The organism is Rhizobium sp. L51/94 (assembly GCF_019355555.1).
GTDB lineage: Bacteria > Pseudomonadota > Alphaproteobacteria > Rhizobiales > Rhizobiaceae > Rhizobium > Rhizobium rhododendri.
The window spans coordinates 3117917-3143460 of record NZ_CP072141.1 but is presented as its reverse complement, the minus strand read 5'-3'; the positions used below and the strand labels follow the sequence as shown (position 1 = coordinate 3143460).

At 60.5% G+C, this 25544-nt stretch carries 20 protein-coding genes and 1 riboswitch; of the genes, 10 read left to right on the top strand and 10 right to left on the bottom strand.

Annotated features, from left to right (window positions below):
• Positions 1-168: 168 nt before the first annotated feature.
• The 6 genes from J5274_RS15350 to J5274_RS15325 form a co-directional block, all read right to left on the bottom strand.
• The gene (locus J5274_RS15350; RefSeq protein WP_111222805.1) at positions 169-648 is read right to left on the bottom strand and encodes a 6,7-dimethyl-8-ribityllumazine synthase; all 480 of its coding nucleotides are present in this window, start codon (positions 646-648) and stop codon (positions 169-171) included.
• Between the two features lie 90 nt (positions 649-738).
• A riboswitch (FMN riboswitch) is annotated at positions 739-903 on the bottom strand.
• Between the two features lie 87 nt (positions 904-990).
• On the bottom strand, positions 991-2052 hold the full coding sequence (locus J5274_RS15345) for an ABC transporter ATP-binding protein (protein WP_142823239.1): 1062 nt from the start codon (positions 2050-2052) through the stop codon (positions 991-993).
• Positions 2049-2876 (bottom strand): ABC transporter permease, encoded by an 828-nt coding sequence (locus tag J5274_RS15340; protein WP_111222807.1) that lies wholly within the window; start codon positions 2874-2876, stop codon positions 2049-2051. The genes J5274_RS15345 and J5274_RS15340 overlap by 4 nt, the downstream gene beginning before the upstream one ends.
• Positions 2873-3790 carry an ABC transporter permease subunit gene (locus J5274_RS15335; protein WP_142823238.1) on the bottom strand — a complete coding sequence of 306 codons (918 nt, stop codon included), beginning with the start codon at positions 3788-3790 and terminating at the stop codon, positions 2873-2875. Before J5274_RS15335 ends, J5274_RS15340 begins: the two co-directional genes overlap by 4 nt.
• A gap of 75 nt (positions 3791-3865) precedes the next feature.
• Positions 3866-4963: an ABC transporter substrate-binding protein gene (locus J5274_RS15330; RefSeq protein ID WP_142823237.1), complete on the bottom strand. Its 1098-nt coding sequence runs from the start codon at positions 4961-4963 to the stop codon at positions 3866-3868.
• 187 nt (positions 4964-5150) lie between these two features.
• Positions 5151-6023 carry a MurR/RpiR family transcriptional regulator gene (locus tag J5274_RS15325; RefSeq protein WP_111222809.1) on the bottom strand — a complete coding sequence of 291 codons (873 nt, stop codon included), beginning with the start codon at positions 6021-6023 and terminating at the stop codon, positions 5151-5153.
• 178 nt (positions 6024-6201) lie between these two features.
• Between J5274_RS15325 and J5274_RS15320 the strand changes: the two genes are divergently transcribed.
• The 6 genes from J5274_RS15320 (at position 6202) to J5274_RS15295 (ending at position 13874) form a co-directional block, all read left to right on the top strand.
• Positions 6202-6969, top strand: coding sequence for an N-formylglutamate amidohydrolase (locus tag J5274_RS15320; protein ID WP_142823236.1), 768 nt, complete (start codon positions 6202-6204; stop codon positions 6967-6969).
• A gap of 116 nt (positions 6970-7085) precedes the next feature.
• Positions 7086-8657: an amino acid permease gene (locus J5274_RS15315; RefSeq protein WP_142823235.1), complete on the top strand. Its 1572-nt coding sequence runs from the start codon at positions 7086-7088 to the stop codon at positions 8655-8657.
• Positions 8658-8772: 115 nt separating this feature from the next.
• Positions 8773-10143, top strand: coding sequence for a glutamine synthetase family protein (locus tag J5274_RS15310; protein ID WP_142823234.1), 1371 nt, complete (start codon positions 8773-8775; stop codon positions 10141-10143).
• A 263-nt stretch (positions 10144-10406) separates the two neighbouring features.
• The gene (locus J5274_RS15305; protein ID WP_142823233.1) at positions 10407-11792 is read left to right on the top strand and encodes an aldehyde dehydrogenase family protein; all 1386 of its coding nucleotides are present in this window, start codon (positions 10407-10409) and stop codon (positions 11790-11792) included.
• Positions 11789-12937: an iron-containing alcohol dehydrogenase gene (locus J5274_RS15300; protein ID WP_142823232.1), complete on the top strand. Its 1149-nt coding sequence runs from the start codon at positions 11789-11791 to the stop codon at positions 12935-12937. The genes J5274_RS15305 and J5274_RS15300 overlap by 4 nt, the downstream gene beginning before the upstream one ends.
• A gap of 220 nt (positions 12938-13157) precedes the next feature.
• The gene (locus J5274_RS15295; RefSeq protein ID WP_142823231.1) at positions 13158-13874 is read left to right on the top strand and encodes a ParA family protein; all 717 of its coding nucleotides are present in this window, start codon (positions 13158-13160) and stop codon (positions 13872-13874) included.
• Between the two features lie 391 nt (positions 13875-14265).
• Here the strand turns inward: J5274_RS15295 and J5274_RS15290 are convergent, their stop codons facing one another.
• Both J5274_RS15290 and J5274_RS15285 read right to left on the bottom strand, forming a co-directional pair.
• Entirely contained in the window at positions 14266-16812 is a 2547-nt protein-coding gene (locus tag J5274_RS15290; RefSeq protein ID WP_224127731.1) for an AAA family ATPase, read from the bottom strand.
• A gap of 528 nt (positions 16813-17340) precedes the next feature.
• Complete coding sequence (locus J5274_RS15285; protein WP_142823229.1) at positions 17341-18762, bottom strand: L,D-transpeptidase; 1422 nt, start codon at positions 18760-18762, stop codon at positions 17341-17343.
• A gap of 249 nt (positions 18763-19011) precedes the next feature.
• On the opposite strand from J5274_RS15285, the gene J5274_RS15280 reads away from it, so the two are divergent.
• The 4 genes from J5274_RS15280 (at position 19012) to J5274_RS15265 (ending at position 22636) form a co-directional block, all read left to right on the top strand.
• Complete coding sequence (locus J5274_RS15280) at positions 19012-19860, top strand: DUF4432 family protein (protein WP_142823228.1); 849 nt, start codon at positions 19012-19014, stop codon at positions 19858-19860.
• Between the two features lie 91 nt (positions 19861-19951).
• The gene (locus tag J5274_RS15275) at positions 19952-20290 is read left to right on the top strand and encodes a beta-lactamase hydrolase domain-containing protein (protein WP_142823227.1); all 339 of its coding nucleotides are present in this window, start codon (positions 19952-19954) and stop codon (positions 20288-20290) included.
• Between the two features lie 82 nt (positions 20291-20372).
• The gene (locus tag J5274_RS15270; RefSeq protein ID WP_111223016.1) at positions 20373-20717 is read left to right on the top strand and encodes a RidA family protein; all 345 of its coding nucleotides are present in this window, start codon (positions 20373-20375) and stop codon (positions 20715-20717) included.
• Between the two features lie 194 nt (positions 20718-20911).
• Positions 20912-22636 (top strand): penicillin-binding protein 2, encoded by a 1725-nt coding sequence (locus tag J5274_RS15265; protein WP_142823226.1) that lies wholly within the window; start codon positions 20912-20914, stop codon positions 22634-22636.
• Positions 22637-22683: 47 nt separating this feature from the next.
• Here J5274_RS15265 and J5274_RS15260 read toward each other — a convergent pair whose 3' ends face one another.
• Complete coding sequence (locus J5274_RS15260; RefSeq protein WP_142823225.1) at positions 22684-24336, bottom strand: thiamine pyrophosphate-binding protein; 1653 nt, start codon at positions 24334-24336, stop codon at positions 22684-22686.
• Positions 24333-25535, bottom strand: coding sequence for a CaiB/BaiF CoA-transferase family protein (locus J5274_RS15255; protein WP_142823224.1), 1203 nt, complete (start codon positions 25533-25535; stop codon positions 24333-24335). The genes J5274_RS15260 and J5274_RS15255 overlap by 4 nt, the downstream gene beginning before the upstream one ends.
• Between the last annotated feature and the right edge of the window lie 9 nt (positions 25536-25544).

Here is a 25544-nt window from a genome sequence, read left to right as displayed (position 1 = left end):
GCACTCTGCTGAAATGTTCGGGCCTCAACTCCACAGGTTGCATGCGGGATCGCGGCGGGCATTTCAAGCGGTATTTGGTGTCACGGCCATCGAGCCCCGGGATAGGCTGTATCCGGATCGATGATCCCGGCAGACGTGGCGGCGCGAAGTGCACGCCGCCTGTTGTCATCAGGCCGCAAAGGTCATCAAGCGGGCGCGTTCGCTGAGGATGTGCTGGCAGGCGCTGGCTGCCTCCCGGCCCTTGACCACGAAGTGTTCCTTGAAGAAGCCGAGATGCGCCTCGGTATCCTGGAAGTGATGCGGCGTCAGGACGACGGAGAGAACGGGGACGCCCGTATCGAGCTGCACCCGCATCAGCGCGTCGAGCACGCTGCCTGCCACGAAATCGTGGCGGTAGATGCCACCATCGACGACGAAGGCGGCGGCGACCACGGCGGAGTAGCGGCCTGTGCGGGCCAGTGTCTGGACGTGCAACGGGATTTCGAGCGCGCCCGGCACATCGAAGACCTCGACGGCGGCCGCGCCGCGATCGTCGTATTTGCTCCATTCGGCGATGAAGCTGTCTATGCATTGATCGACGATTTCGGCGTGCCAGCGGGCGCGGACGAGGGCGATCTTGCCTTTTTGCGGTAGTGTGGAGATGGTCATGGTTCTGTTTTGCCTTTCAAGGGTTTCAAATATCCCTTGGGCGAACACGCCCGATCCCGAGACCTTTCGCGCGGAAAGGTCGTCGATCAGGCCTGCTCTCTTCCATCCGGACTATGACCGTCGGCTCCGGCATCGCACCGGATCTGCTGACCCTTCCGCTTTCTTCGGCGAAAGGCGCTCGCGGGCTCCATTCGCTGCATTCGCGCAGATCCTGATACCGCCGGTGGGGAATTGCACCCCGCCCTGAGAACATAGTCAATATGCCGCGCTGCAACACAGAAATCAAAGCAAAAACGCCGGGAAATACCCGGCGTTTGTGAACACTGTATCTTGACAGGGAGATCAGTCGTTGATGACCAGCAGGTCTTCCGCGGCAAAGCGCAGGGTGACGCGTTCGCCGACGGCCGGCGGCATCTTGCCGGGAGCGTTGAACATGTCGAAGGAAATCGTGTTGCCGCAGACATTCATGCGGGTGCGGATGACCGAGCCCAGAAAATGTGCCGAGGTGACATCGCCGGTGAGCGAGGTATCGCCCTTGGCACCTTCGGACAGCGATCCCGCCTCCGGCCGCAACGCCAGCGACACCGTGTCGCCTGCCTTGAAGGCGGTAACCGACTGTTTCAGCGTCACGCCCTGGTCGCCGATCGAGATACGGTTGGTGGCGGGATCGACGACCTTCGCCTCGATCAGGTTCAGCGTCCCGACGAAGGAGGCGACGAAGCGCGTTGCCGGGTGATTGTAGATCTCGAAGGGCGTACCGATCTGGTCAGCGCGGCCGGCGTTCATGACGACGATGCGGTCGGAGATCGAGAGAGCCTCTTCCTGGTCGTGGGTGACGAAGACGGTGGTGATGCCGAGTTTCTGCTGGATGAGGCGGATTTCCTCGCGCAGCGACACGCGGATCTTGGCGTCCAGCGCCGACAGCGGTTCGTCGAGCAGCAGCACCTGCGGCTTGACGGCAAGCGCGCGGGCAAGCGCCACGCGCTGCTGCTGGCCGCCGGACATCTGGTAGGGGAAGCGGTCGGCCAGATGATCGAGCCTGATCAGCGACAGCATTTCCTTGACGCGGCTTTCGATTTCCGCTTTTGGCGCGCCGGCGACTTTCAGGCCGAAGGCGACATTGTCGAAAACCGACATGTTGGGGAACAGGGCGTAGGCCTGGAAGACCATGCCGATGTTGCGCTTGTTCGGCTTCAGGTCCCGCTGTTCCTTGCCGCCGATCAGGATCGAGCCCGAAGTCGGCGTCTCGAAGCCGGCGATCATCCGCAGAACCGTCGTCTTGCCGCAGCCGGACGGGCCGAGGAACGAGACGAACTCACCCTTTTCGATGCCCATGTTGAAATCTTTGACAACGGTGTTCGGGCCGAAACTCTTGCTGACCGAATCGATCCTGAGGAAGCTCATGGCTCTACACTCCTTGCAGTTTTTTGTGACAGGCGCGGCAACCAGCGCTGTCCCGGTCTTTTCGTGGCAAACAACTGCATCAGCACCATGCAGAACCAGATGATCCCGAAAGACATGATGGCGAGTGCTGCTGGTTCATAGGCGCGATCCTGCCCGGTCTGCACAAGGTACGGACCGAAGGCCGGCCTGTTCAGCAGGCTGGCGAGCACGAACTCGCCGAGCGAGATGGAAAATGTCAGGAAGGCCCCGGACAGGATGGCGGACCGGATATTCGGGAAAATCACCTGGGCGACAGTGCGCAAGCGGGATGCGCCGAGACTTTCGGCGGCTTCCGTCAGCGTCTTAATGTCGATGGCCGCCATGCCGTTGTCGACGGCCCGGAACATGTAGGGCAGGGACAGCACGACATAGCCGATGACCAGCAGCACGTTCGTTCCCGTTTCCGACATCGTCAGGGGCAGGAACGAATTGGAGCCGAACAGCCGGATATATCCGAACACCAGAACCACAGGCGGAATGATCAACGGCATCAGCGAGATGAACTCGATCATCGGGCGGATTTTCGGCAGTTTCAGGCGTACCCAGTAGGCGGTCGGAACGACGATGAGGGCGCCGGCTATGATGGCAAGCAGGGATGCGGTGGCCGAGAAGCCGAGGGTCGCCAGGAATTTCTCGCTCGAAAATACCGACCGGTAGGCTGCAAAGCTCCATTGTCCGCGTAGCATCTGCAGCGAGAACTGGAAGGTCGCATAGAGCGGTATCAGGAAATAGGATGCTGCAACGATCACGATGAACGTCGAGACGATGGGGAAACGCTTGGTCACTGGCGCCACCTCTCGGCTTTGTTGCGAAGCACGAGATACAGCGTGTTGCTGATCCCCATGATGACAACCATGCCGACCGCCAGCGCGTAGCCGAGGTTGGGATTGTAGAGCACGTTGCCCTGGATCTGCTGGTAGAGGACGATCGGAACGACCCCGAAGCTCGATCCGGTGAGGGCGTAGACAGTGACGAGGGTGCCGAAGGCATTGGCGAACAGCAGCAGGAAGCAGCCCAGAATGGACGGCATCAACACGGGTAGCGCGATCATCTGCCAGTATTGCCTGCGGTCTGCTCCGAGAATTTCCGCAGCCTCCCGCCATTCCGACTTAAGGCCATCGAGCGCAGGTGTGATAATCAGCAGCATCAGCGGCAGCTGGAAGTAAAGATAGGTGATCGCTAGGCCCGCGAACGAGAAGAGACTGAAGCCCGATCCATAGAGGTTGAAACCGAAGACGTTCCGCAGAAACACGGTTACCAGACCAAGGCGGCCGAGCGTCGCGATAAAGGCGAAGGCGAGCGGAATGCCCGCAAAATTGGAGGCCACCCCGGAAAACGTCATGAACGCGGTGCGTACCCAGGGGGGCAGCCCGCCGAGCACCACGGCATATCCGAGAAGCAAGCCGGCAACCGCACCGAGCGCAGCGGCGACGAGGCTGAGGCGCAGCGAGAGGGAATACGCGGAAAGAATGGTCGGGGAGGTCAGCGCAATGAAATTGTCGAATGTAAATCCGCCGGCCGAATTCTCGAATGCGCCGGTGACCAGGTAGAGAACGGGTGCGATCAGAAAGAAGAGAGCGAACAGGAAGAACGGCGCAACGCCAAGCCAGTCCCAGTTGATGGCTCCAGTCCGGCGGGCGGTCGGCGCCTTCGCAGGCGATCCCGGCGGTGACCTGGAGGCGTTATTCGCGACACTCATGCACAACACCCTTGAAGCAAGTAATGAAAACGGATGCCGGCTGGTGCCGGCATCCGCGCGAGATTATCGATCCGATTACTTGGCGCCCATTTCCTTGGACCAATCGGAAGCAACGACAGCCTTGGCTGCGGACTGTTCCTCGAGGGTCGGGAAGATGGCCTTTGCATAGCCTTCAGCTGCTGGCATCTTGTCGAGCAGTGCCTGCGGGATGACCTTGCGGGTCGCCATGTCGGTGAAGCGGATCGGGTGGCAATAGCCCTTCAGCCAGCCGACCTGACCTTCGTCCGAATAAAGGTATTCCATCCAGAGCTTGGCAGCGTTCGGGTGAGGCGCAAATGCGGAGATCGCCTGAACGTAGACACCGGCGATGACGGCGTCAGATGGTACGATGACATCCATCGGCGGGTTGCCGGCGAGCTTGTCGCGCATGGCAAGGACATTGTAGTCCCAGTCGAACAGGACCGGCGTGGTGCCCTGCGCCATGTTCTGGGCGTTGCCGTTGACCGGTACCAGGTTACCGCTGGCCTTGAGGTCCTTCATGAATGCAGTGCCGAGCTTGGCTGTTTCAGCGCCGCCCTTGCCGCCCTTGGCCGTGCCGGCCGCGTAAACGGTCATCATCGAGCTGTTGCCGGTGCGCGGGTCGCCAGGCATGGCAACTGCGTTGGCATATTTGGAGTCCGTCAGATCGGCAAAGCTCTTCGGGCTTTCCTTGACGACGTCCTTGTTCACGCCGATGGCCAGAACGCCGTAGTAATCGCCGTACCAGTAGCCTTCGGAATCCTTGGCGCTGTCAGGGATCGAGTCCCATGTGGAAACCTTGTAAGGCTGCAGCAGGCCGTCCTTCTTGGCGGATGGACCAAAGGACAGGCCTACGTCGATGACATCAGGGGCCTGTGGGCCCTTGTTGCCCTTGTTGGCCTTGATGGCTTCGATTTCGTCGCCGGAACCTGCGTTCGGGTTCAGTTCGTTGACGGTCAGGCCGTACTTGGCCTTGAAGCCTGCGATGACGTCGCCGTAGCCGCACCAGTCGTGCGGCAGGGCGATCGTGGTCAGCGAGCCTTCTTTTTTGGCGGCTGCAATGAGGTCGTCGCTCGGCGCGGCAGAGGCTATGGCGGTGGACGCCATGACGATTGCGGTCGAGAGCGAAAGGAGGCGATGAATAGATCTGGTCACTGTTGTTCTCCTTGATCTTCAGTGTCTGGCGAAGCTGTTAATGACATTGCGTGAAGCTTGTGTGACGGTTGTTTTGCACCCGATTAGCGGGAAATTGCCGGGATGTCGGCGCGTCTCCCTGCGCTCGAATATCGATAGCATCAGCGGTTTTCGGCGTGGTCGTGTTGCCGACCTTTTTTCTTCTCCTCTAGCCGATTTTACGAAAGAGCTTGGTCTGTTCGAACAGGCCTTCCAGTGTCTTCATGCGCTCGCTCGTCTCGTCCCAGGTCGAGTTCTGGACAGCCTCGATGAGAGCCTCGACGATGAACAGTGTCACCACAGAGGAATCCCAGGCGGACGGCGCCTCGATCTGGACGCGGAAGGTATGTTTTGCGTGTTTGGAGGCGGGCGAGGCCCACTGGTCCGTGAAGACGATAATCTCGGCGCCTCGTCGGCGGGCGGCGGCCGCCAGGCTCACCATTTCAAGCTCATAGCGCCTGATGTCGAAGATGATGAGCAGGTCGCCGGGGTTCATGTTGAGCACATATTGCGGCCATGAACTCGAATTGGCGGATAGCAGCGTCGTGTTGGCGCGGATCACCTGCATGTGCGTGAAAAAGTATTCTGCCAGTGCGCCGGTGATGCGTCCACCGACGAAATAAAGCTCACGGCGGCTCTCGCAAAGCAGGGAGACAACGCTGTCGAAGGTGGCGGTATCGAGATCGGTGAGCGTCTGGCGCAGGTTGGCGCTGATGGCATCGGCGAAGCGATTGAGAATATGCGTGCCGGGCGCATTGCTTGCCCAGCGCCCACGTTTTGTCAGCGGATTGGAGATCGTTGCCTCGACCTCCTGGTGCAGATGGGACTGGAATTCCGGATAGCCCTTGAAACCGAGTTTCTGCACCATGCGTGCAACAGTCGGCGTCGAGACGCGTGCATTTTCTGCAACCGTGGTGATGCTTCCCAAGCCCGAGACAGGGTAATTGTCCAGCAGGCTTTCCGCCAGTTGCTTCTCGGCCCGCGTCAGCCCATCGAAATGGGCATGGATAACGTCAGCCACGGTTTTCGATGCGTTGATCACTCTGTTTTAGCCCCCAGGGACGGTCTTTGCCTGTCTCCATGACACTTTAAACAACGCTGTCACATATTGAGTCAATGTCTAAATTGAAGAGATAATTTCAGTTTACGGTTGACACTCGCCATAAGCTGAAGAATTCTTTTCTGTGAAGGTTTTGTTAAACTTTGGGTGGAGGGCCGGGATGCTGATGCATCAGGCTGTGCTGAGCGAACAAGAAGGGGAATGTGTTGCCGTCGAGCGACCAGATGGTCGCAGCCCGGTCGTGGTGATCTGCGAGCACGCATCCTCCCGGTTGCCGGAGCGGTTTGGCGATCTCGGCCTGTCCGAAGAAGCGCGGAACAGCCACATCGCTTGGGATCCGGGTGCTTTGGCGGTTGCGAGGGGACTGTCACGCAATCTCGATGCGTCTTTGGTCTACCAGCGCTTTTCGCGGCTGATTTACGATTGCAACCGTCCGCCGGAGTCTCCCGCAGCCATGCCGGAGGTGAGCGAAATCTATGATATTCCGGGCAATCGCCAGCTGGATAGCGAGGAGCGCAGGGCGCGGACCGAAGCACTGTATGTGCCGTTTCATCAACGTATCCGCGATTTACTCTTGCGCCGGACGGCGCTGGGGATGGCCAGCGTCATTGTCACAATTCATAGTTTCACGCCGATTTATGACGGCCGGTACCGCGAGGTCGAACTCGGCATCCTGCACGATACGGATGACCGGCTGGCGAACCGCATGCTGGCGCTGGCAGGCGAAGCGCCGCTCTATCGAACGGAGCGAAACCAGCCCTACGGGCCGCAACACGGGGTTACCCACACGTTGCAACTACACGGCGTATCGAACCATTTGAAGAATGTCATGATCGAGGTCCGCAACGACCTGATCGTGGATGATGTCGGCCAAGGGGTCATGGCCGATTATCTGACAGGGCTGATCCAGCGTAGCCTGGACGCCTGAACAATAAAGACCCCGGGGAACAGTCAAACTGCGGCAGGCGGGGCAACATATTTGCCACGCCATAAATGGGGACGGTCCGCAATTCCGCGGACTTTCGGTTGAAGGGGACGTTTCACATGTCGGATTATACCGAATTGGATAAGAAGCAGGATGTCGGCATCCTGCACTCCATGGGCTACGCCCAGGAGCTCGAGCGACGGATGAGTTCGTTCTCGAATTTCGCGATTTCATTTTCCATTATCTGCATCATGTCGGGGGGTATCAATTCGCTGGCGCAGGCGACGTCCGGCGCAGGCGGCATCGCCATCGGCATCGGCTGGCCGGTCGGTTGCCTGATGTCGATCTTCTTTGCGCTGGCTCTGGCACAGATATCGTCGGCCTATCCGACAGCCGGTGGCCTCTATCACTGGGGCTCCATCCTCGGCAACCGCTTCACAGGCTGGCTGTCCGCCTGGCTGAACCTGCTCGGCCTGATCACCGTTCTGGGTGCCATCAATGTCGGCACTTATTACTTCTTCTTCGGTGCGTTTGGCACCTATTTCGGCATGGAGGATACGGTGGTGGTTCGTATCACCTTCGTCGCCGTGATCACCGCCATCATGGCGCTGGTCAACCACATGGGTATCGGGCTCACCGCCAAGCTCACGGACATGTCCGGCTACCTCATCCTCGGCGCGGCTCTGGCGCTGACAGTGGTGTGCCTGATCTGCGCACCATCCTACGAGTTCTCGCGGTTGTTCACCTTCACCAATTATTCCGGATTGGCGACGATGGCTGCGGACGGAACACAGAGCGGGCCGCCGGTCTGGCCGGCCGTTTCGGGTGCCTGGGTCTTTGCGCTCGGTCTGCTGCTGCCGATCTACACCATCACCGGCTACGACGCCTCGGCCCATACGTCGGAAGAAACCGTGAAGGCATCCGTCTCGGTGCCGAAGGGCATGGTCTCTGCCGCAGTCTGGGCCTCGGTCATAGGCTACATCATGCTGTGCGCCTTCGTTCTGGTGCTGCCCAACATGGAAGATGCTGCCAAGCAGGGCTGGAACGTGTTTTTCTGGGCGATGGACAGCCAGGTCAACCCGACGGTCAAGATCCTCCTCTACATCGCCATCTTCGTATCGCAGTTCCTCTGCGGTCTGGCGACAGTGACATCCGTGTCGCGGATGATCTATGCGTTCTCGCGTGACAAGGGCCTTCCGGGCTCCAGCACGCTTGCCAAGGTTAGCCCCAAGTTCCGCACGCCGGTTGCGGCGATCTGGACGGGATCGATCCTGTCGGTGCTGTTTGTATGGCTCACCTCGGTGATCACCATCGGCGAATCCTCGGCCTATGCCATCGTCGTGTCTTGCACTGTCATCTTCCTGTTTCTCTCTTTCGCCGTTCCGATCGGCCTCGGCCTTCTCGCCTACGGCACGCCGAAATGGCCGAAAATGGGTCCATGGAGCATCGGTCCGACCTTGTTCCGCGTCGTGGCGGTGCTGGCGCTGATCTCGATGGTGGTGATGTTCGTTATCGGTGTACAGCCGCCGAACGACTGGGCACTCTACATCACCGTCGGCTTTCTCGTGCTGACGGCCCTCGTCTGGCTGGTCTTCGAGAACCGGCGCTTCAAGGGGCCACCGATCGGCGAGGAAGTCGCCCGTCGCGCGGCAAGCATTGCTGCTGCCGAGAAGGCAGTCGGGGAAATCTGAGCGATATAGAGCCATGAGGGGTCGCCTTCGGGCGGCTCCTCGACAGGGCGGTCGGCAGGGGCGTCGGGCGCAAGACCGACGAGATCGCAGAATTTAAAGGGTCAGGGCGGATTTTATGAGCAGCATCTATACGTTTGACGATTTGAAGAAGGATGTGGCCGAAGGGCGCATCGACACGGTTCTCGCATGCCAGGTGGATATGCAGGGCAGGCTGATGGGCAAGCGGTTCCAGGCCGAGTTTTTTCTCGAGAGTGCCTGGAAGGAAACGCACAGCTGCAATTACCTGCTGGCGACCGACATGGAGATGGAAACCGTCTCCGGCTATGCGTCGACAAGCTGGGAAAAGGGCTATGGCGACTACACCATGAAGCCGGATCTTTCGACCCTTCGCCGCATTCCGTGGCTGGAGGGCACGGCGCTGGTGCTTTGCGACGTTCTCGACCACCACACCCATGCCGACGTGCCGCATTCGCCACGCGCTATTCTTAAGAAGCAGGTGGCACGGCTCGAAGCGATGGGCATGAAGGCCTTCATGGCGACCGAGCTGGAATTCTTTCTGTTCGACCAGAGCTACGAGCAGGCGCAGGCATCCGGATATCGCAACCTGCCGCTCGCCAGCGCCTATAACGAAGACTACCACATCTTCCAGACGACCAAGGAAGAAGGCGTCATGCGCGCTATCCGCAAGGGCCTGCAGGGCGCCGGCATCCCGGTCGAAAATTCCAAGGGAGAAGCATCGGCCGGGCAGGAAGAGATCAATGTCCGTTATGCCGACGCGCTGACCATGGCGGACCGCCACGTCATCATCAAGAACGGCTGCAAGGAGATCGCCTGGTCCCAGGGCAAGTCCATCACCTTCCTTGCAAAATGGAGCGCCGCATCTGCCGGCAGTTCGTCGCACGTCCACCAGTCGCTGTGGAGCGCCGATGGCAAGACGCCATTGTTCTTCGACGAAAAGGCCGAGCACGGCATGTCGTCCCTGATGCAGCATTACATTGCCGGCCAACTCGCCCATGCCGGCGAGATCACCTATTTCCTGGCGCCCTACATCAACTCCTACAAGCGCTTCGTGGCGGGCACTTTTGCGCCGACCAAAGCCGTCTGGAGCACAGATAACCGGACGGCCGGCTATCGTCTTTGCGGCGCCGACAGCAAGGCCATCCGCATCGAATGCCGCGTCGGAGGCTCGGACCTCAATCCCTACCTCGCCTTCGCGGCCCTACTTGCGGCAGGCATTGACGGGATCGAGAAAAAGATGGCGCTGGAGCCGGCGTTTGTCGGCGACGCCTACGCAGCCCGCGACGTGCGCGAAGTCCCCCGGACCTTGCGGGAGGCCACGGTTGCCATGACGCAATCGAAGATGTTGCGCGCAGCCCTCGGCGACGATGTCATCGACCACTATACCCGCGCAGGTGAATGGGAGCAGGAGGATTTTGACCGGCGCGTCACGGACTGGGAGGTGGCGAGGGGGTTCGAGCGGGCGTGAGATAATCGCAATGGTTGTGGGTTGTTGTTGCCTTAGAGGCACTATGCTAGGCTTGCCCTCGATCTTTGAAGGCCGTCATGGGACACATCGACGGCGCTCGGAATGAATCGCTGTTGCCACTTGCCCTTGCGGCACTTGGCCATGCCAGACGACCGCCCGCGAACACGACCTGACAATCATCACCCGCGACCGTGCGATCCTAGCCTATGGTGCCGCCGGTCACGTCAAGACATTGGCTTGTTGAGCCTTTTGGAGCAGAGAGAATGAGCATGATTCAATGCATTTCGCCGGTTAACGGCGAGGTCTATGCCGAGCGACCCGGCCTGTCGCTGGAGGAGGCGAGGGAGGCTGTCGCCCGCGCCCGCAAGGCGCAGAAGGACTGGGCGCGGCGGCCGCTTGAAGACCGCGTGCAACTGGTGATGAAGGGCGTGGCGCGGCTGAACGAGATGGTCGATGACGTGGTGCCGGAACTGGCCTGGCAGATGGGACGGCCGATCAAGTATGGCGGCGAGTTCCGCGGCTTCAACGAACGCTCGAACTATGTCGCGGCGATTGCAGCCGACGCGCTTGCGCCGCTGGTGGTCGAGGACAGTGTAACCTTCGAACGCCGCATCGAGCGCGAGGCGCACGGCGTGGTCTTCGTCATCGCGCCCTGGAACTACCCCTACATGACGGCGATCAACACGATTGCCCCGGCACTGATGGCCGGCAATGTCATCATCCTGAAGCATGCGGCCCAGACGCTGTTGGTCGGCGAGCGCATGGTGCAGGCCTTTGTCGAGGCTGGCGTGCCTGCCGATGTGTTCCAGAATGTCTTTCTCGAGCACGATATCGCCGACGCGTTGATCTCCGAAGGCAGCTTCAATTTCATCAATTTCACCGGTTCGGTCGCAGGCGGTCGCGCCGTCGAGCGGGCTGCGGCCGGCACCTTCACCGGGCTTGGCCTGGAGCTTGGCGGCAAGGATCCGGGCTACGTGATGGAGGACGCCGATCTGGACGCGGCTGTCGACACGCTGATGGACGGGGCCACCTTCAATTCCGGCCAGTGCTGCTGCGGGATCGAGCGCATCTACGTCAACGAAACCCTCTATGATGCCTTCGTCGAAAAATCCGTTGCCTGGGTATCGAACTACAAGCTTGGCAACCCGCTCGACCCGGAAACGACGCTCGGGCCGATGGCGCACAAGCGGTTTGCCAAGGTTGTCCGCGAACAGATTGCAGATGCCGTCGGCAAGGGTGCGAAGGCGCTGGTCGACCCGAAACTGTTTCCGGCCGATGACGGAGGTGCCTATCTCGCGCCGCAGATCCTCGTCGATGTCGATCACTCCATGGCGTTCATGCGCGAGGAAACCTTCGGTCCGGCGGTCGGTATCATGAAGGTGAAAAGCGACGCCGAAGCGCTCGAACTGATGAACGACAGCCAGTACGGGCTGACGGTGTCGCTCTGGACGCAGGATTCGGATCGGGCAGCCCGGCTTGGCCGCGAGATCGAGACCGGCACCGTGTTCATGAACCGCGCCGACTATCTCGATCCTGCGCTTTGCTGGACCGGCGTCAAGCAAACGGGTCGTGGCGGCTCGCTGTCCGTACTTGGCTTCCACAATCTGACACGTCCCAAATCCTACCATCTGAAGAAGGTGACAGCATGAGCGCGATTACTGCCAACTGGAGCTATCCGACCTCCCTGAAGCTCGGCCGTGGCCGTATTTCGGAGCTGGCCGAGGCCTGCAAGAGCCTCGGAATGAAGAAGCCGCTGTTCATTACCGACCGTGGTCTCGCGACTATGGCGATCACCAAGACGGCTCTCGACATTCTGGAAGAAGCGGGCCTCGGGCGGGCGATGTTTGCCGAAGTCGACCCGAACCCGAACGAGAAAAACCTGGAAGCCGGCGTCAAGGCCTTCAAGGATGGTGGCCATGATGGTGTCGTCGCCTTCGGTGGTGGCTCTGGCCTCGATCTCGGCAAGTGCGTCGCCTTCATGGTGGCGCAGACGCGCCCGGTCTGGGATTTCGAGGATATTGGCGACTGGTGGACGCGCGCCAACGTCGACGGTATCGCGCCCATCGTTGCGGTGCCCACCACAGCGGGCACGGGCTCGGAAGTTGGCCGGGCCAGCGTCATCACCAATTCGGTGACGCATGTCAAAAAGATCATCTTCCACCCGAAGTTCCTGCCCGGCGTCGTCATTTCCGACCCGGAACTGACGGTCGGGATGCCGAAGATCATCACCGTTGGCACGGGCATGGATGCCTTTGCCCATTGCCTCGAGGCTTACTCCTCGCCCTTCTATCATCCGATGTCGGCCGGTATCGCGCTCGAGGGCATGCGGCTGGTGAAGGAGTTCCTGCCGCGCGCAGTCAGGGAGGGCACCGATCTCGAGGCCCGCGCCAACATGATGGCGGCTGCCGCCATGGGTGCGGTCGCCTTCCAGAAAGGGCTTGGCGCCATCCACGCGCTTTCCCACCCGATCGGCGCCGTCTACAATACCCACCACGGCATGACCAACGCGGTCGTCATGCCGGCTGTGCTGCGCTTCAACAGGAAGCCGATCGAGGAGAAGATCGCCCGGGCTGCTGCCTATCTTGGAATTCCCGGCGGGTTCGACGGGTTTTACGACTATGTGCTGCAACTGCGGGCCGATCTCGGTGTCCCGGATAACCTCACCAAAATGGGGATCGCAAGCGACCGGATCGACGATCTCGCAGCGATGGCGATCGAAGATCCGAGTGCCGGGGGCAATCCTGTTCCGCTGACGCTGGAAAACACCAAGACGCTGTTTCGCGATTGCTTCTAGCCGTTGCAGCGAACACAGACGACGGCCGGGGGAGGCGAAAGCGCTCCCGGTCTCGCAGCTTTATATCGCTGTTCCGACGTGATTATGAGAATGTCCGCATGAAATGAGGGTGGCGACGTTTGTACTTTGTTAACCATAATTCGAAAGGATGGTTAAACGCACCATGACCCCCCGGTGCAAGCCGGAGCGATGGTGAAGCTCCCTTTGCCTAGGACATACCATGCCAGTCATCACATTTGCCAATACCAAGGGCGGCGCCGGTAAAACCACTGCGGTTCTGCTGCTTTCGACCGAACTGGCTCGCAGAGGCTACCGCGTCACCATTCTCGATGCCGATCCGCAGCACTGGATTTCGCATTGGAGCGAGATGTCCGGGCCGGTTGCCAACATCTCCGTTATCGACTTCGTCACCGCCACGTCGCTGCCGCTGCATATCCGCGAGAACCAGGCATCGACCGATTATTTCATCATCGACCTGCCGGGCACGCGCACTCCGCTGCTGGCAACGGCTATCGGCCTGTCGGACCACGTGCTGATCCCGATCCAGGGCTGCGCCATGGATGCTCGCGGCGGCGCGCAGGTGCTGGAACTTTTGCAATACCTGGCACAGAAGGGAAGCATCCACATCGATCACTCCGTGGTGCTCACTCGCGTCAATTCAATGGTGACGACCCGTGCCCTGCAGACCGTCAAGACGCTGCTCAACCAGCGTCAGGTATCGGTGCTGGAAACGCCGATCGTCGAACGCTCGGCCTTCCGCGATATCTTCGACGTCGGCGGCACGCTGCAGACGCTCGATCCGGCCAGGGTCAGCAACCTTGAAAAGGCGCGTCACAATGCCAGCGAGTTCGCCGAGGAGATGCTGGCGAAATTGCCCGTCCGGCTCACCTCCTCAGCCCGCATCGCAGCCCATAGACTGATGTCCCGCGCGGCCTGAAAAACAGACAGTCCCAGAGCGCGGTGGCCCGGACATCCGGCTTGCGTATTGCAGGGCGCACGCCTGGCGCGAGCTGGTCGAGACGACCCGCAACGGCTCAGTCGTTAAGTGGCTTGCAGAGCTGTATTGGATCGAGGCTGAACTGCCTGGGCTCGATCCGGAGGCTCGCTTTGCCAGACGGTTGAGCGGTCAGCGCCGCCGATGCCGTGGAATTATTCTGGACGAACAAACGGCTGAAGTCTGCTGTCGGCCCGAAGCAGCCATCGAGGAGGCGCTAAGCCAACGTCGGCCTCGCGCCTTCATGGCAGTCGTAGATGTTGTAGTGGCACGCGCCCGAGAGCGGGCATAGCCTCGCTGCCGCGCCATGTTTCCTACGCGGGCCTCAGAATGACTATGCTACTGCATTCTGCCGAATACGAAGAGCGTCGGCCCAGTCCTTTAGGGCCTTAATATCGTCCGAGATCTCCGAAGGTGGCGGTGGCTCCTCATTACGAACGCGCGACGGATCATGCGCCTCGATGATGTCGCTGCATTTCTTAAACGCTGCTCGGAACGCTTCCGTATCCGTCTCCAAAAGCGCGGTGACCTTCTTCAAATGCTTGGTATCAATGTAATCCCGGTGCCGCATCAGCACACCTGCGAAAACGATCTCCTCGAGCGCGCGCTCCCACGTGGCCCGCAGAAAACCGTAAAGTCTGACGCCGGAGCTGCGGTAGCCGTCCTCGTCGTTGGCATCATAAAGAGCCTTGGCAGCCCGTTGGTCTTTCTCGAGCCGGTCCAAGCGCGCCTTGACGCCAGCATGATCCCACGGCAATCCATCGCCCACGATACCAGTACCTTCCGGGCCGCGTGAAAGGTTTGCAAGCTTGGCGGGAATGCCTTGGCCGCGGGCGTTGTCATTCAGATCGTTCACGAACACCAGGTCGTGGGTGAAAACAATAATTTGACGTTCCTTCGCCTCCTCCACGAGCCTTTGCGCGACCTTCTTGCGCCAGCGGTGGTCGAGCGATGTCACAGGGTCGTCGAAGATGAGTGCGGACTTGTGTGTGGCTGTCGCGAGCTCGGTCAGGAAAGCCGCCAGTGCTACGCAGGTTTGCTCGCCTTCACTCAGCACCAGATGCACCTTGGTCTTGGGATTTGCGAACAGACGGATTTGGTAGTTTGGCGAGCCGTACTGGCCGCCGGAACGCACCACTTCAACACGCACCTTTTCCGCCGCAAGCCTGATGATCTCTCTCTGGAAGCGATCACGCATCCGGGGAGTAATGATATCATCGGCAAGTGCGTTGCCAAGTTTCGTGATAGTTGTCGTCGCGGTCTGCCCCAGGCACTTGGCAATGCGCTCGAGCTTTGCCAGCCGCTTGACCTCCTTCGTGGCGACCGCGTGAAGGGCGGTAGCTGCAGCTCGGTCTTCGAGCTCGTCATGCTCGGCCTGCAGGATCTGACGGCCTACGACATCGGCTGCCGCCTCTAACTGGCCGGCATAGGTACGGGTGTCACTTTCAAGTGCCAGCAGCTCTGCTTCCGGGATCACCGACATCGGCGACAGTGTCATGACAACGCTGTGCTCGATGTCTCGCAGACACTGTAGTCTACGCAGATCGGCGGTGGCCATAAAGCGCAGCACCTCGGCGGCGACATCAGCGCGCTGGATGGAAATCCGCCTGCGTATGTCCGCCACTAGCCGAATATCCGGTTTACGCATCCGGAACTCTTTGAGTGTATTCATATAGACCTTCTCGGCCGCGTCAGCCTGCTTTTCCGTATCATCGCGGATGAAACCCTCGAAGCCGCCCAGCCGCGCACCGGCCTCGGCGTTGAGCGGCTGATGGCACAATATGCAGTGTTCACCTTCCGCCGCCGGGAACTGCCGCTCAACATGCTTAGAATAGTGCCGCGCCGCCTCCCATAGCTCCCGCCATACTTCCGCGCCGACGCCGGGGAAGGTGGCGTCCTTGAAGGCGTTTTCCGCGGCGATCGTCGCGGCAAACCGTTTGGTTCTGGCATCGTCTGCAAGCGATTTCAGCGTGTTGATAGCGTCGTCGGAATAGTATTCCTCAACCTTTCTGAGATAGCGCAGGACCCTCGCGATACCATCGGCAAACTGGTGCTGCTCGGCGGCGGCCTCAACCGGATTTTTGGCGAGGTCTTCGGTGAGTTGCTGGAGCCGTGCCCGTTCGGCATCGGTCATGACTGCGAGGGTCGCCAGCGGCTCCAGCTTGGTATTGTGCTTGAGATTGGACATGATACGCCCGACGGCTGTGGTCGCCCGCCAAGTAGGCATCTCGAACACGGGATCGCGGAGCGCCTTGAACTGGGTCTCTTCGGCCTGTAGCAGCACTTTGATCTGCGTGCAGACCGCCGCGAGGTCGTCGGGAATGTCGAGCCCGAACGGCCGGAAGGCAACCTCTGTCTTGTCCTGGATGTGGACTGCGCCGCATTCGCGGTCGAACACGCTAACGGCAGAAAGCACCGGATCAGGATTCTTGTTGTCCTCCCATGGCAGCACAGACTGCTGCACGCCGTCTTGCGAGATTGTAAAACTGGCCGTGGCCTTGCCGCCGATCGTTAAGGAAAATGCGTCGGGCATAATTTCACCGGCTTTGCGTGCCCTGCAGGCACGCTTCAACACTCGCCCATATCCCGATTTGCCGGCTCCGTTTGGTCCGTAAACAACTGTCAGGCCCTGTTGTTCGAACGTAAGGGTCTGCCTCGGAGCCAATTGGTTCACGCCGACGACATCGCCGAGGGAGACTAATGCGATGGTTGCGCCGTTACCGGGGTTCGCAGGCAAATGCACCGCTTCCAGCGCTGCGGCCATCAGTGAGATATCGGGCGCGCCGTGCTCTTTCTTACAGAGGTCCAAAACTTGGTCGATGGCCGCAGCATCAAGTGTACCACCCGTTACAATACGCCGCAGTGCATCTCGCTGCCACAATGGACGCCCTTGCGACCAATCCAGTATCGTTTGAAGCACAGTTTTCGGCGGGCCAGCTTGGTGCATAATCAAAGCTTTACTTAGAGGTGTTTTGCGACAATGGCAGCAGCCCGCAACCTATACTAGCACACGTAACATACAATCGATGGGGTGTCGAAACTCGTAGTTTTCAACAAAACGCAGGCCCAATGCCGGCGGTGTGCTGATTTTCCCTTTTATGTTTGACTCCGGGACACACCCCGAACGATGCCCCGTTCACCGCAATGCCGAATGCCGATTGATGTCTGCTATTGCCCTCAATTGGTTCAAAGCCGCCAGTCCCCTCCCTGCCCCTTTTCCGACTTTCAAAAGTTGAATTGAGTATGGCAGCTCTTGGCGCAATGCCGCCATCAAACTTTCATTTCGGAACTGCCTATCGCGCTTGGTCAATATGCGAGGAAGGCAGTGCTTACTCCTGAAACCAGAGCTCTTGAAATAACAAAGCTGCCGGAGGGATGTCCGGCAGCTTTTTATCGTGTCTGATTTTTTCTAGTCGACGAATTCGACGACGGTGCCGGGCTTGACCATCTTTGCCAGTTCCGTTGCGTCCCAGTTCGTCAGACGCACGCAGCCGTGGCTCTGCGACTTGCCGATCTTGGAAGGCTCTGGCGTTCCATGGATACCATATGTCGGCTTCGATAGGGCCATCCAGACAGTACCGACCGGACCGTTGGGGCCTGGAGGAATGTCCAGCACCTTGTCGTTGGCGCCCTGCTTGAAATTGATCTTCGGATTGTAGGTGTAGCCCGGATTGAAGGCGACGCGCTCGACGGTGACCGTCCCCGAAGGCGAGGGGGTGTCGGTCGAGCCGATCGATGCCGGATAGGCGGATATCAGTGCGCCGCTGGCGTCATAGGCGAACACCTGCTTGCGCGCCTTGTCGGCGACGATGCGGGCGACTTCGCCGGTCTTCGGCGGGCCGATGTTGACGACCTTAACCGTTGAACCCGGCACGGTGAAATCCACACCCGGGTTGATCTCTTTCAGATAACCCTCATCCATATGGAAGCGCTCGGCGAGCATTTCGGTCGTGGAGGTGTATCCGAGCGACGTCAGGCTTGCCTTCTTGGCATAGTCTTCCGGAATTTCGGCGACGTAAGGTCCGGCTGCGTCTGCCGGCGTGATCGTGTAGTTGACGATCGGCATGCCGCCGGAGTTGCGAAGGTCCTCGAGGATCGCGTCGGTGTTGTTCGGGTCGAGTTGCTGGCCGGTCATTTGCTGGTAGGCGTAGATAGCCTTGGTGACGTTGCCGCCGATCCGGCCGTCGATGGCACCGGGTGAAATGCCCTTGCGATCGAGGAACACCTCAAGCGCGGTGATCTCCATCTTCGACTTGTTTTTGAGGGTGATGACGGGCTCTGCCGTTCTCGGTCTTGCGGGGGCGTCATCGGGGTTGAGCGACGCGTAGTCGCCATTTCCGCCGCCATTGCCCTGGGCATCCGGAATGCCCTGGTTGTCCAAAGGTATCCGTTCTATGGAGCCGCTGCCCGGAATGCCGCCGGTGACGGCGCCGGGTTCCCGCTGGCCGTAGAAATCGTCTGGCTGGCCGTTGCCGTAATCGTTGCCGTAGCCGCGGTTGCTGCTGAGTTCGGTATCGCCATAACGGTTCGTGTCGCTGCCGCCATATCCATCGCGGCTCGGAGCCTTGGGGTAATAGGTGCTGGCGCGCATTTCGGTTGCGATGACGGTGCCGTAGCGGTCGACGAGGACGCGGTTGCCGCGGCGGTCGCGCGTCATCACGACGTCGCCCTGTTCCGGGATCTGCTCAAGGATGCGTCCATCGGGTGCGACCAGCACCGTGTCACTGTTCTGGCCTCCGTAGTATTGCTGCGCCTCGACGGGCGAGAGCGTCGCGACGGAAGCAGCAAGCACGGCGGCCAGCGATAAGCCTGTCTGGAAGAATCGGTTCACGTTAGGTCTGTCCTCGATCGGTCGTCGGTTGCCACACACACTTCAATCTTGACACGAGTGTGGAATATTTCGGCAGCATGCTGAATAAAAGATAAAAATTCGTCACGTTGTGGTTATCGACGTAACGCCGCGCTGCGGGATTGGTTGCCGGCTCCTGATTTCGTGATGCAGGCCACGTTCGGTATGGTTAACAGTGTTATAACGCGCGGTGGCGGGCAGGCAGCGCCGGCGCAAGGGAGGGTACTGCGGATGATCGAATTTTCAGCTACTAACGGGCCGAAGCTGAGCCTGGACGAAGCGTCGGTGATGGATATCGGCGCCTGTGTCGTAGATGGCATCGACCTTGCGCCCGGCAAGGCCGTTCCGGACGATGGCGATGCGCGCATATCCCATTCGGTCGAGGGTTTTCTGTTCACCTGCGGTCCGGACCATATCCGCCATCGCGAGCCCATGCACGGCCCCCATGCCGGCCGGACCTATCCGCTGCACGGGTCCTTTTCGGCAACGCCTGCCCGGGTGCTCTGGACCCGCTTCGACAAGGGCGATGCGGAATGCCGGGCCGATGTCGACGTGGTGACGGCCGAAGGAGGCACAGCGCGGCTTGAGCGCTTGTGGAGGATCGACGGGGCGACGGGCGAGGTTTTCCTCGATGACTGGGTGATCAACACCGGCAGCGAGCCGATGCCTGTGTTCCTGATGTATCACATGAACATCGGTGGAAAATGGTTCGACGACGCGGTGCGCCTGACCGGGCAAATGCTGGAAGGCGGTGGTTTCCCCTGGGCTTTCGGAGAGGAACTCGGCGGCATATTCTGCGTGCCGGCGCCGGCAACGGACGGCGCGTTTTCCGAGGTGTCCCTCGGGCCGATTGCGGCGATTGGCGGCAAGACGCTGCGGGTGCGGATTGCAGCCGGGACACTGCCGTTTTTACAGGTCTGGCGCAATCAGAAGGCACCCGCCGATGTGCTCGGGATCGAACCGGTGTCGCACCGGTGGCTGCCACGCGCAGAGCTCGAAGAGGCCGGCGAGTTCAATATTCTGCAGCCGAGCGAGGGGCGGAATTTCGGCCTCAGCTTTGCTTTTGTCGAGGCCGGCTGAGCGGTTGACGCTCGCGGCCTCGCGTCGTAGATCAGCGTTACCGTTTCAGAGAAAGCCGATCCCAAAGACCGGTCTCAAGGAGGAATGTGCTATGGATATCCGCAAGATCGACGACCAATACTCGGTCACAGGTCAGATATCGGTCGACGATCTCGACGAGATCAAGGCGATGGGCTTCGAGTCGATCGTCTGCCATCGTCCCGACCATGAAAGCCCGGATCAGCCGTTGTTCGACGATATCGCGACGCGCGCCGAGGAACTCGGCTTCATCGTCGCGCATGTGCCGGTCGGCCCGATGGGCGTCACCGAGGAGGCGGTCAGCAGCATGATGGATGCGCTGGACGAGTTTCCGCGCCCGATGCTCGGCTACTGCCGCTCCGGCGCGCGCTCGACGGCGATCTACGAAAAGACCAAGCATATGCGCATGTAATCCGCACCCTGCGGACATGCCTGCCGGTGCCGCGCCCTGCGGCATCACGACCATAGAATTCGACCACCATCAGGAGAACCACATGAGCATCAAGCGCATCGACCCCGGCGCCCGCATGAGCGGCGCAGTCGTCCACGGTAACACCGTATATCTCGCTGGCCAGGTCGGCGAGGGCGAAACCGTTACCGAACAGTGCAAATACGCGCTGGCCGAAGTCGACCGCCTGCTGGCGGCTGCCGGCACCGACAAGTCCAAGATCCTGCAGACGCTGATTTATCTGTCGGACATGTCGTATTTCGCCGAGATGAACGCTGCCTGGGAGGCCTGGGTCGATCCGGCCAACACGCCGGCCCGCGCCACCAGCGAGGCAAAGCTTGCCGCGCCGAAATACAAGGTCGAGTTCACGGTCACAGCCGCAATCGGCTGATCATTGGTATTGTACAAAGAAAGCCGGCGGGTGCCTTATCCTCGCCGGCTTTTTTGTGGATAGGCGGTCGTAACGGAACCGTGAGCGCAGCGGTGCCTCCGGCTTTACGGTTTCTTAATATCCTTAACGCTAAGTTAATCTGATTATAAGGTTGCCGTCTTCAACCGCATCCGTGCCTGTTAAAAAGTTGGACGATGTCTCTTATCCACGCCCTTACGCTTCGCAGCGATCGCCTGATAAGGCTTAGTCTTGGCGCCCCCCGCGGCAAGGGTTCCAAGAAGGGCAATGTCCGCAAATCACGGCAGAGCAAGTCGCGGCTCGGCATTTTGGCGGGTACTCTCTGCGTCGTCTACTGCGTGGTGTTCGGGAAGCTGATCTTCCTCGGCATGCAGCCGCAGGCCGACACGACGAACATTCCCGCAGGTCCGGCCATGGCCTCGCGTCCCGATATCGAGGATCGCAACGGCGCGCTGCTGGCAACCGACATCCGGACTTTCTCGATGTATGCCGAGCCGATCAAGATGGTCGACGTCGATGACACCATCGAAAAGCTGACGAAGATATTTCCCAATCTCGACAGGAAATCAACCTATCGCAAGCTGTCAGACAAGCGATCTCATTTCGTCTGGCTGGAGCGTCAGCTGACACCGAAGCAGCAGGGCGAAATCCTCGCCCTCGGACTTCCCGCCATCGGCTTCCGCCCGGAAGTCCGCCGCTTCTATCCGGGCGGCAGCACCGCTGCGCATGTGCTTGGCTATGTCGATATCGACAATCATGGCGTTGCCGGCATGGAGAAATATCTCGACAACCAGGGCCTTTCCGACCTGACGTCGGCGGGTCTTGCCAGCAGCGAACCGCTTGAACCGGTGAAGCTGTCGATCGACATCCGAGTTCAGAATATCGTTCACGATGTCGTCGTGGATGCATTGACGAAGTACCAGAGCAAATCAGCCGGCGCGGTCATTCTCGACATCAAAACGGGCGAAGTGCTGGCCATGGCGTCTGCACCGGACTTCGACCCGAACGCGCCGAATGCAAATGGGGCCGATGGTTGGCTCAATCGGATGACGAACGGTACCAACGAAATGGGGTCGACCTTCAAGACCTTCTCGATGGCCATGGCGATGGACACTGGCAGCGTCAAGCTGACCGATACATTCGATGCCTCCCAGTCTCTGCATGTCGCCGGCTTCACGATCCACGACGACCGCGACGTGCCCCGTCGCTGGCTTACGGTTCCCGAGATTTTTCGGTATTCTTCGAATATCGGCACTGCACGCATGATCGAAATTGTCGGAATGGACGCACAGAGGGCGTATCTTGCACGACTAGGACTGTTGTCGAAGATGCAGACCGAGCTTCCTGAAGTGAAGATGCCAAGTCAGCCGAAAGTCTGGAAGAAGATCAACTCCATTACCGTCGCGTTCGGTCATGGCGTGGCTACGACGCCGCTACAGACGGCCGTTGCCGGCGCTGCCTTGATGGATGGCGGTCGGCTGATCGAGCCGACTTTCTTGCCGCGCACGCAGGCGGAGGCGGACGCAATTGCCAAGGTTGTCGTTAAGCCAAGCACCAGCGACACGCTGCGGGCGCTTTTCAAGCTCAATGGCGAGCAGGGTTCGGGCAAGAGCGCCGACGTGCCGGGCTACCATGTCGGCGGAAAGACAGGTACCGCTAACAAGGTCATCAACGGCAAGTACTCGCATGTGCTCAGCTTCAACGACTTTCTGGGGGCATTCCCGATCGACAATCCGCGATACGTGGTTTTCAGCTTCTGCGACGAGCCGCGCACGGGTGAAAAGGGGCTGACCTTCGCCACCAACAATGCCGCGCCGATGGTTCGCGATATTATCACCAGAGCTGCACCGCTTTTGGGTGTGCAACCGAACTTTGGCAGCGCCGTACTGGCATCCTACTGATCTACACCTGTTCCGACGAGGCGGCCTGATGGCAGGCCGCCCTGCAGCTACTTCAGGCCGGCAATCTCGTTGAGCGTCCGCGTTGGCGTGATTGCCTGCGGGTCGAGTACGATCTCGATGATCGCGGGCTTGCCGCTTGCCCGTGCGCGCACGATGGCGGGTGCAAACTCGGCGGTTGTCTTCACCGTCTCGCCATGGCCGCCATAGGCCCGGGCGAAGGCCGCGAAGTCGGGGTTGGTGAGCTTCGTGCCGCTGACACGGCCGGGATAGTCGCGTTCCTGGTGCATGCGGATCGTGCCGTACATGCCGTTGTTGATTACCAGCGTGATGATCGGCAGGCCGTATTGCACCGCCGTCGCAAATTCCTGTCCGTGCATCATGAAGCAGCCGTCGCCTGCAAAGCAGATGACTTCACGCTCTGGAAACAATGCCTTCGCAGCCACCGCCGCCGGCAGGCCGTAGCCCATCGAGCCAGAGGCGGGGGCTGCCTGGGTGTTGAACTGGCGGAAGCGATGGAAGCGGTGCAGCCACGTCGCATAGTTGCCGGCGCCATTGGTGAAAATGGTATCGGCTGCCGTGTTCGCCTCGATCCAGTCCATGATCCGGCCCATGTGGACATCGCCTGGGCTGGTTTCAGGGGTTTTGGACCATGTGCGGTAGGCGGCATGCATCCGGGCGGTGCGCTCTGCCCAGATGGGCGTTGCCGGCGCAGGAAGATCCGCCAGAGCGGAGACGAAATCGGCAGGGCTGGCGCAGATGGCGAGATCCGGCCGGTAGACGCGCCCGAGTTCCGACGGATCGGGATGGATGTGCACCAGCGCCTGCGCCGGGTAGGGGATGTCCATCAGCGTATAGCCGGAGGACGGCATTTCGGAAAAGCGGCCGCCGATGAGGATGAGGAGGTCGGCCTCCCTGATCTCCTTGCCGAGCGCCGGGTTGATGCCTATGCCGACGTCGCCGGCATAGGAGGGATGCAGATTGTCGAACAGCATCTGCCGGCGGAACGAGCAGCCGACCGGCAGCTGGAAGCGTTCGGCGAACGTGCGGAGCGATGCCACCGCTTCGTCGTTCCAGCGCGTGCCGCCGACGATGACCATCGGCCGCTCCGCAGCCATCAGCCGGTGCTGGAGTTCGTCGATCTGGCTTTTACCGGGATGGCTTGCCACCGGCATGTAGGGCTTTGCCTCAGGCGCCTCGACGAGGTCGCGCAGCATGTCTTCGGGCAGGCTCAACACGACGGGGCCGGGGCGTCCGGATGTGGCGACGGCAAAGGCGCGGGTGACGAACTCCGGAATGCGGGTGGCATCGTCGATCTCGCCGACCCACTTGGCGAACTCGGTGAAGGCGCGGCGATATTCGACTTCCTGAAATGCCTCGCGTTCGCGGGCATCGCGCTGCACCTGGCCGATGAAGAGGATCATCGGGATGGAGTCCTGGCGGGCGATATGGAGGCCGGCAGAAGCATTCGTAGCGCCCGGGCCGCGTGTCACCATGCAAATGCCGGGTTCGCCGGTCAGCCGGCCCCAGGCATCGGCCATCATCGCAGCACCGCCTTCCTGGCGGCAGACGAGAACGTCGATGTCGCTGTCATGCAGCGCGTCGAGCACGGCCAGGAAGCTTTCGCCGGGAACGCAGGAGATGCGCTTGACGCCATTGGCTTTCAAAGCCTCGACGATGAGCTGGCCGCCTGTGCGTTTCATGATCTTGCCTTTCCTTCGAGGGCAGCGAGTTCCGCCAGCACCTCGTCCTGATGTTCGCCGAGCCTCGGGCTCGGCCGTTCGTAGCGTAGGGGTGTTTCGGAGAGAATGACCGGCGTGCGGACGCCCGGAATGGCATTGCCGGCTGCATCGTCGAGATCGATGCGCAGGCCGCGCGCCACCACCTGGGGGTCGGCGAACATTTCCTCGATGGTATTAATGGGACCAGCCGGCACGCCATTCTGCTCGCAGCGCTGCAGCAGGGCGGCCTTGGTCCATTTCAGCGTCTCGGTCGAGACGAGTTGGCGAACTTCCATGCGGTTGGCGATGCGGGCCTTGTTGGTGGCGAAGCGCTCGTCGCCGATGATAGCCTCGATACCGAGCAGGCCGCAAAGACGACGGAACTGGCCATCGTTGCCAATGGCGAGGATCAGGAAGCCGTCGGCGACGGGCACCACCTCGTAGGGAGAGATGTTGGGATGAGCATTGCCCAGCCGCTCCGGCGCCTTGCCTGATATCAGGTAGTTCATGTTCTGGTTCGCCAGCACTGCCGCCTGGACGTCGAGCAGCGCCATGTCGACCAGTTGCCCTTCACCGGATTTGAGGGCATGGATCAGGGCCGCCTCGATGGCCGAGACAGCATAGATCCCGGTGAAAATGTCGGCGATGGCGACGCCGGCCTTCATCGGCTGGCCGTCTGTCTCGCCGGTGATCGACATGAAGCCGGACATGCCCTGGACGATGTAGTCGTAGCCGGCGAGATTGGCATAGGGACCGGTCTGGCCAAAGCCGGTGATCGAGCAATAGACCAGTTTTGGATTGAGCTTGTGGAGGCTCTCGTAGTCGAGGCCGTATTTGACGAGGCCGCCGAGTTTGAAATTCTCGATCAGCACGTCCGCCGTCATGGCCAGCCGGCGAACCAGATCCTGGCCCTCGGCCGTGCGCAGATCGGCGACGATGGAACGCTTGCCGCGATTGGCCGAGTGGTAATAGGCGGCGGAAAGGTTGGCTCCGTGGGTATCCTCGACAAACGGAGGTCCCCATTGGCGCGTGTCGTCGCCGCCATCCGGGTTTTCCACCTTGATGACATCGGCACCGAGATCGGCCAGCATCTGGCCTGCCCAAGGTCCTGCCAGCACGCGCGCGAGTTCGATGACGCGGATGCCTGCGAGCGGTGGCTTTTTTATCGGTCGGTTGGTCATGTTTTGCAG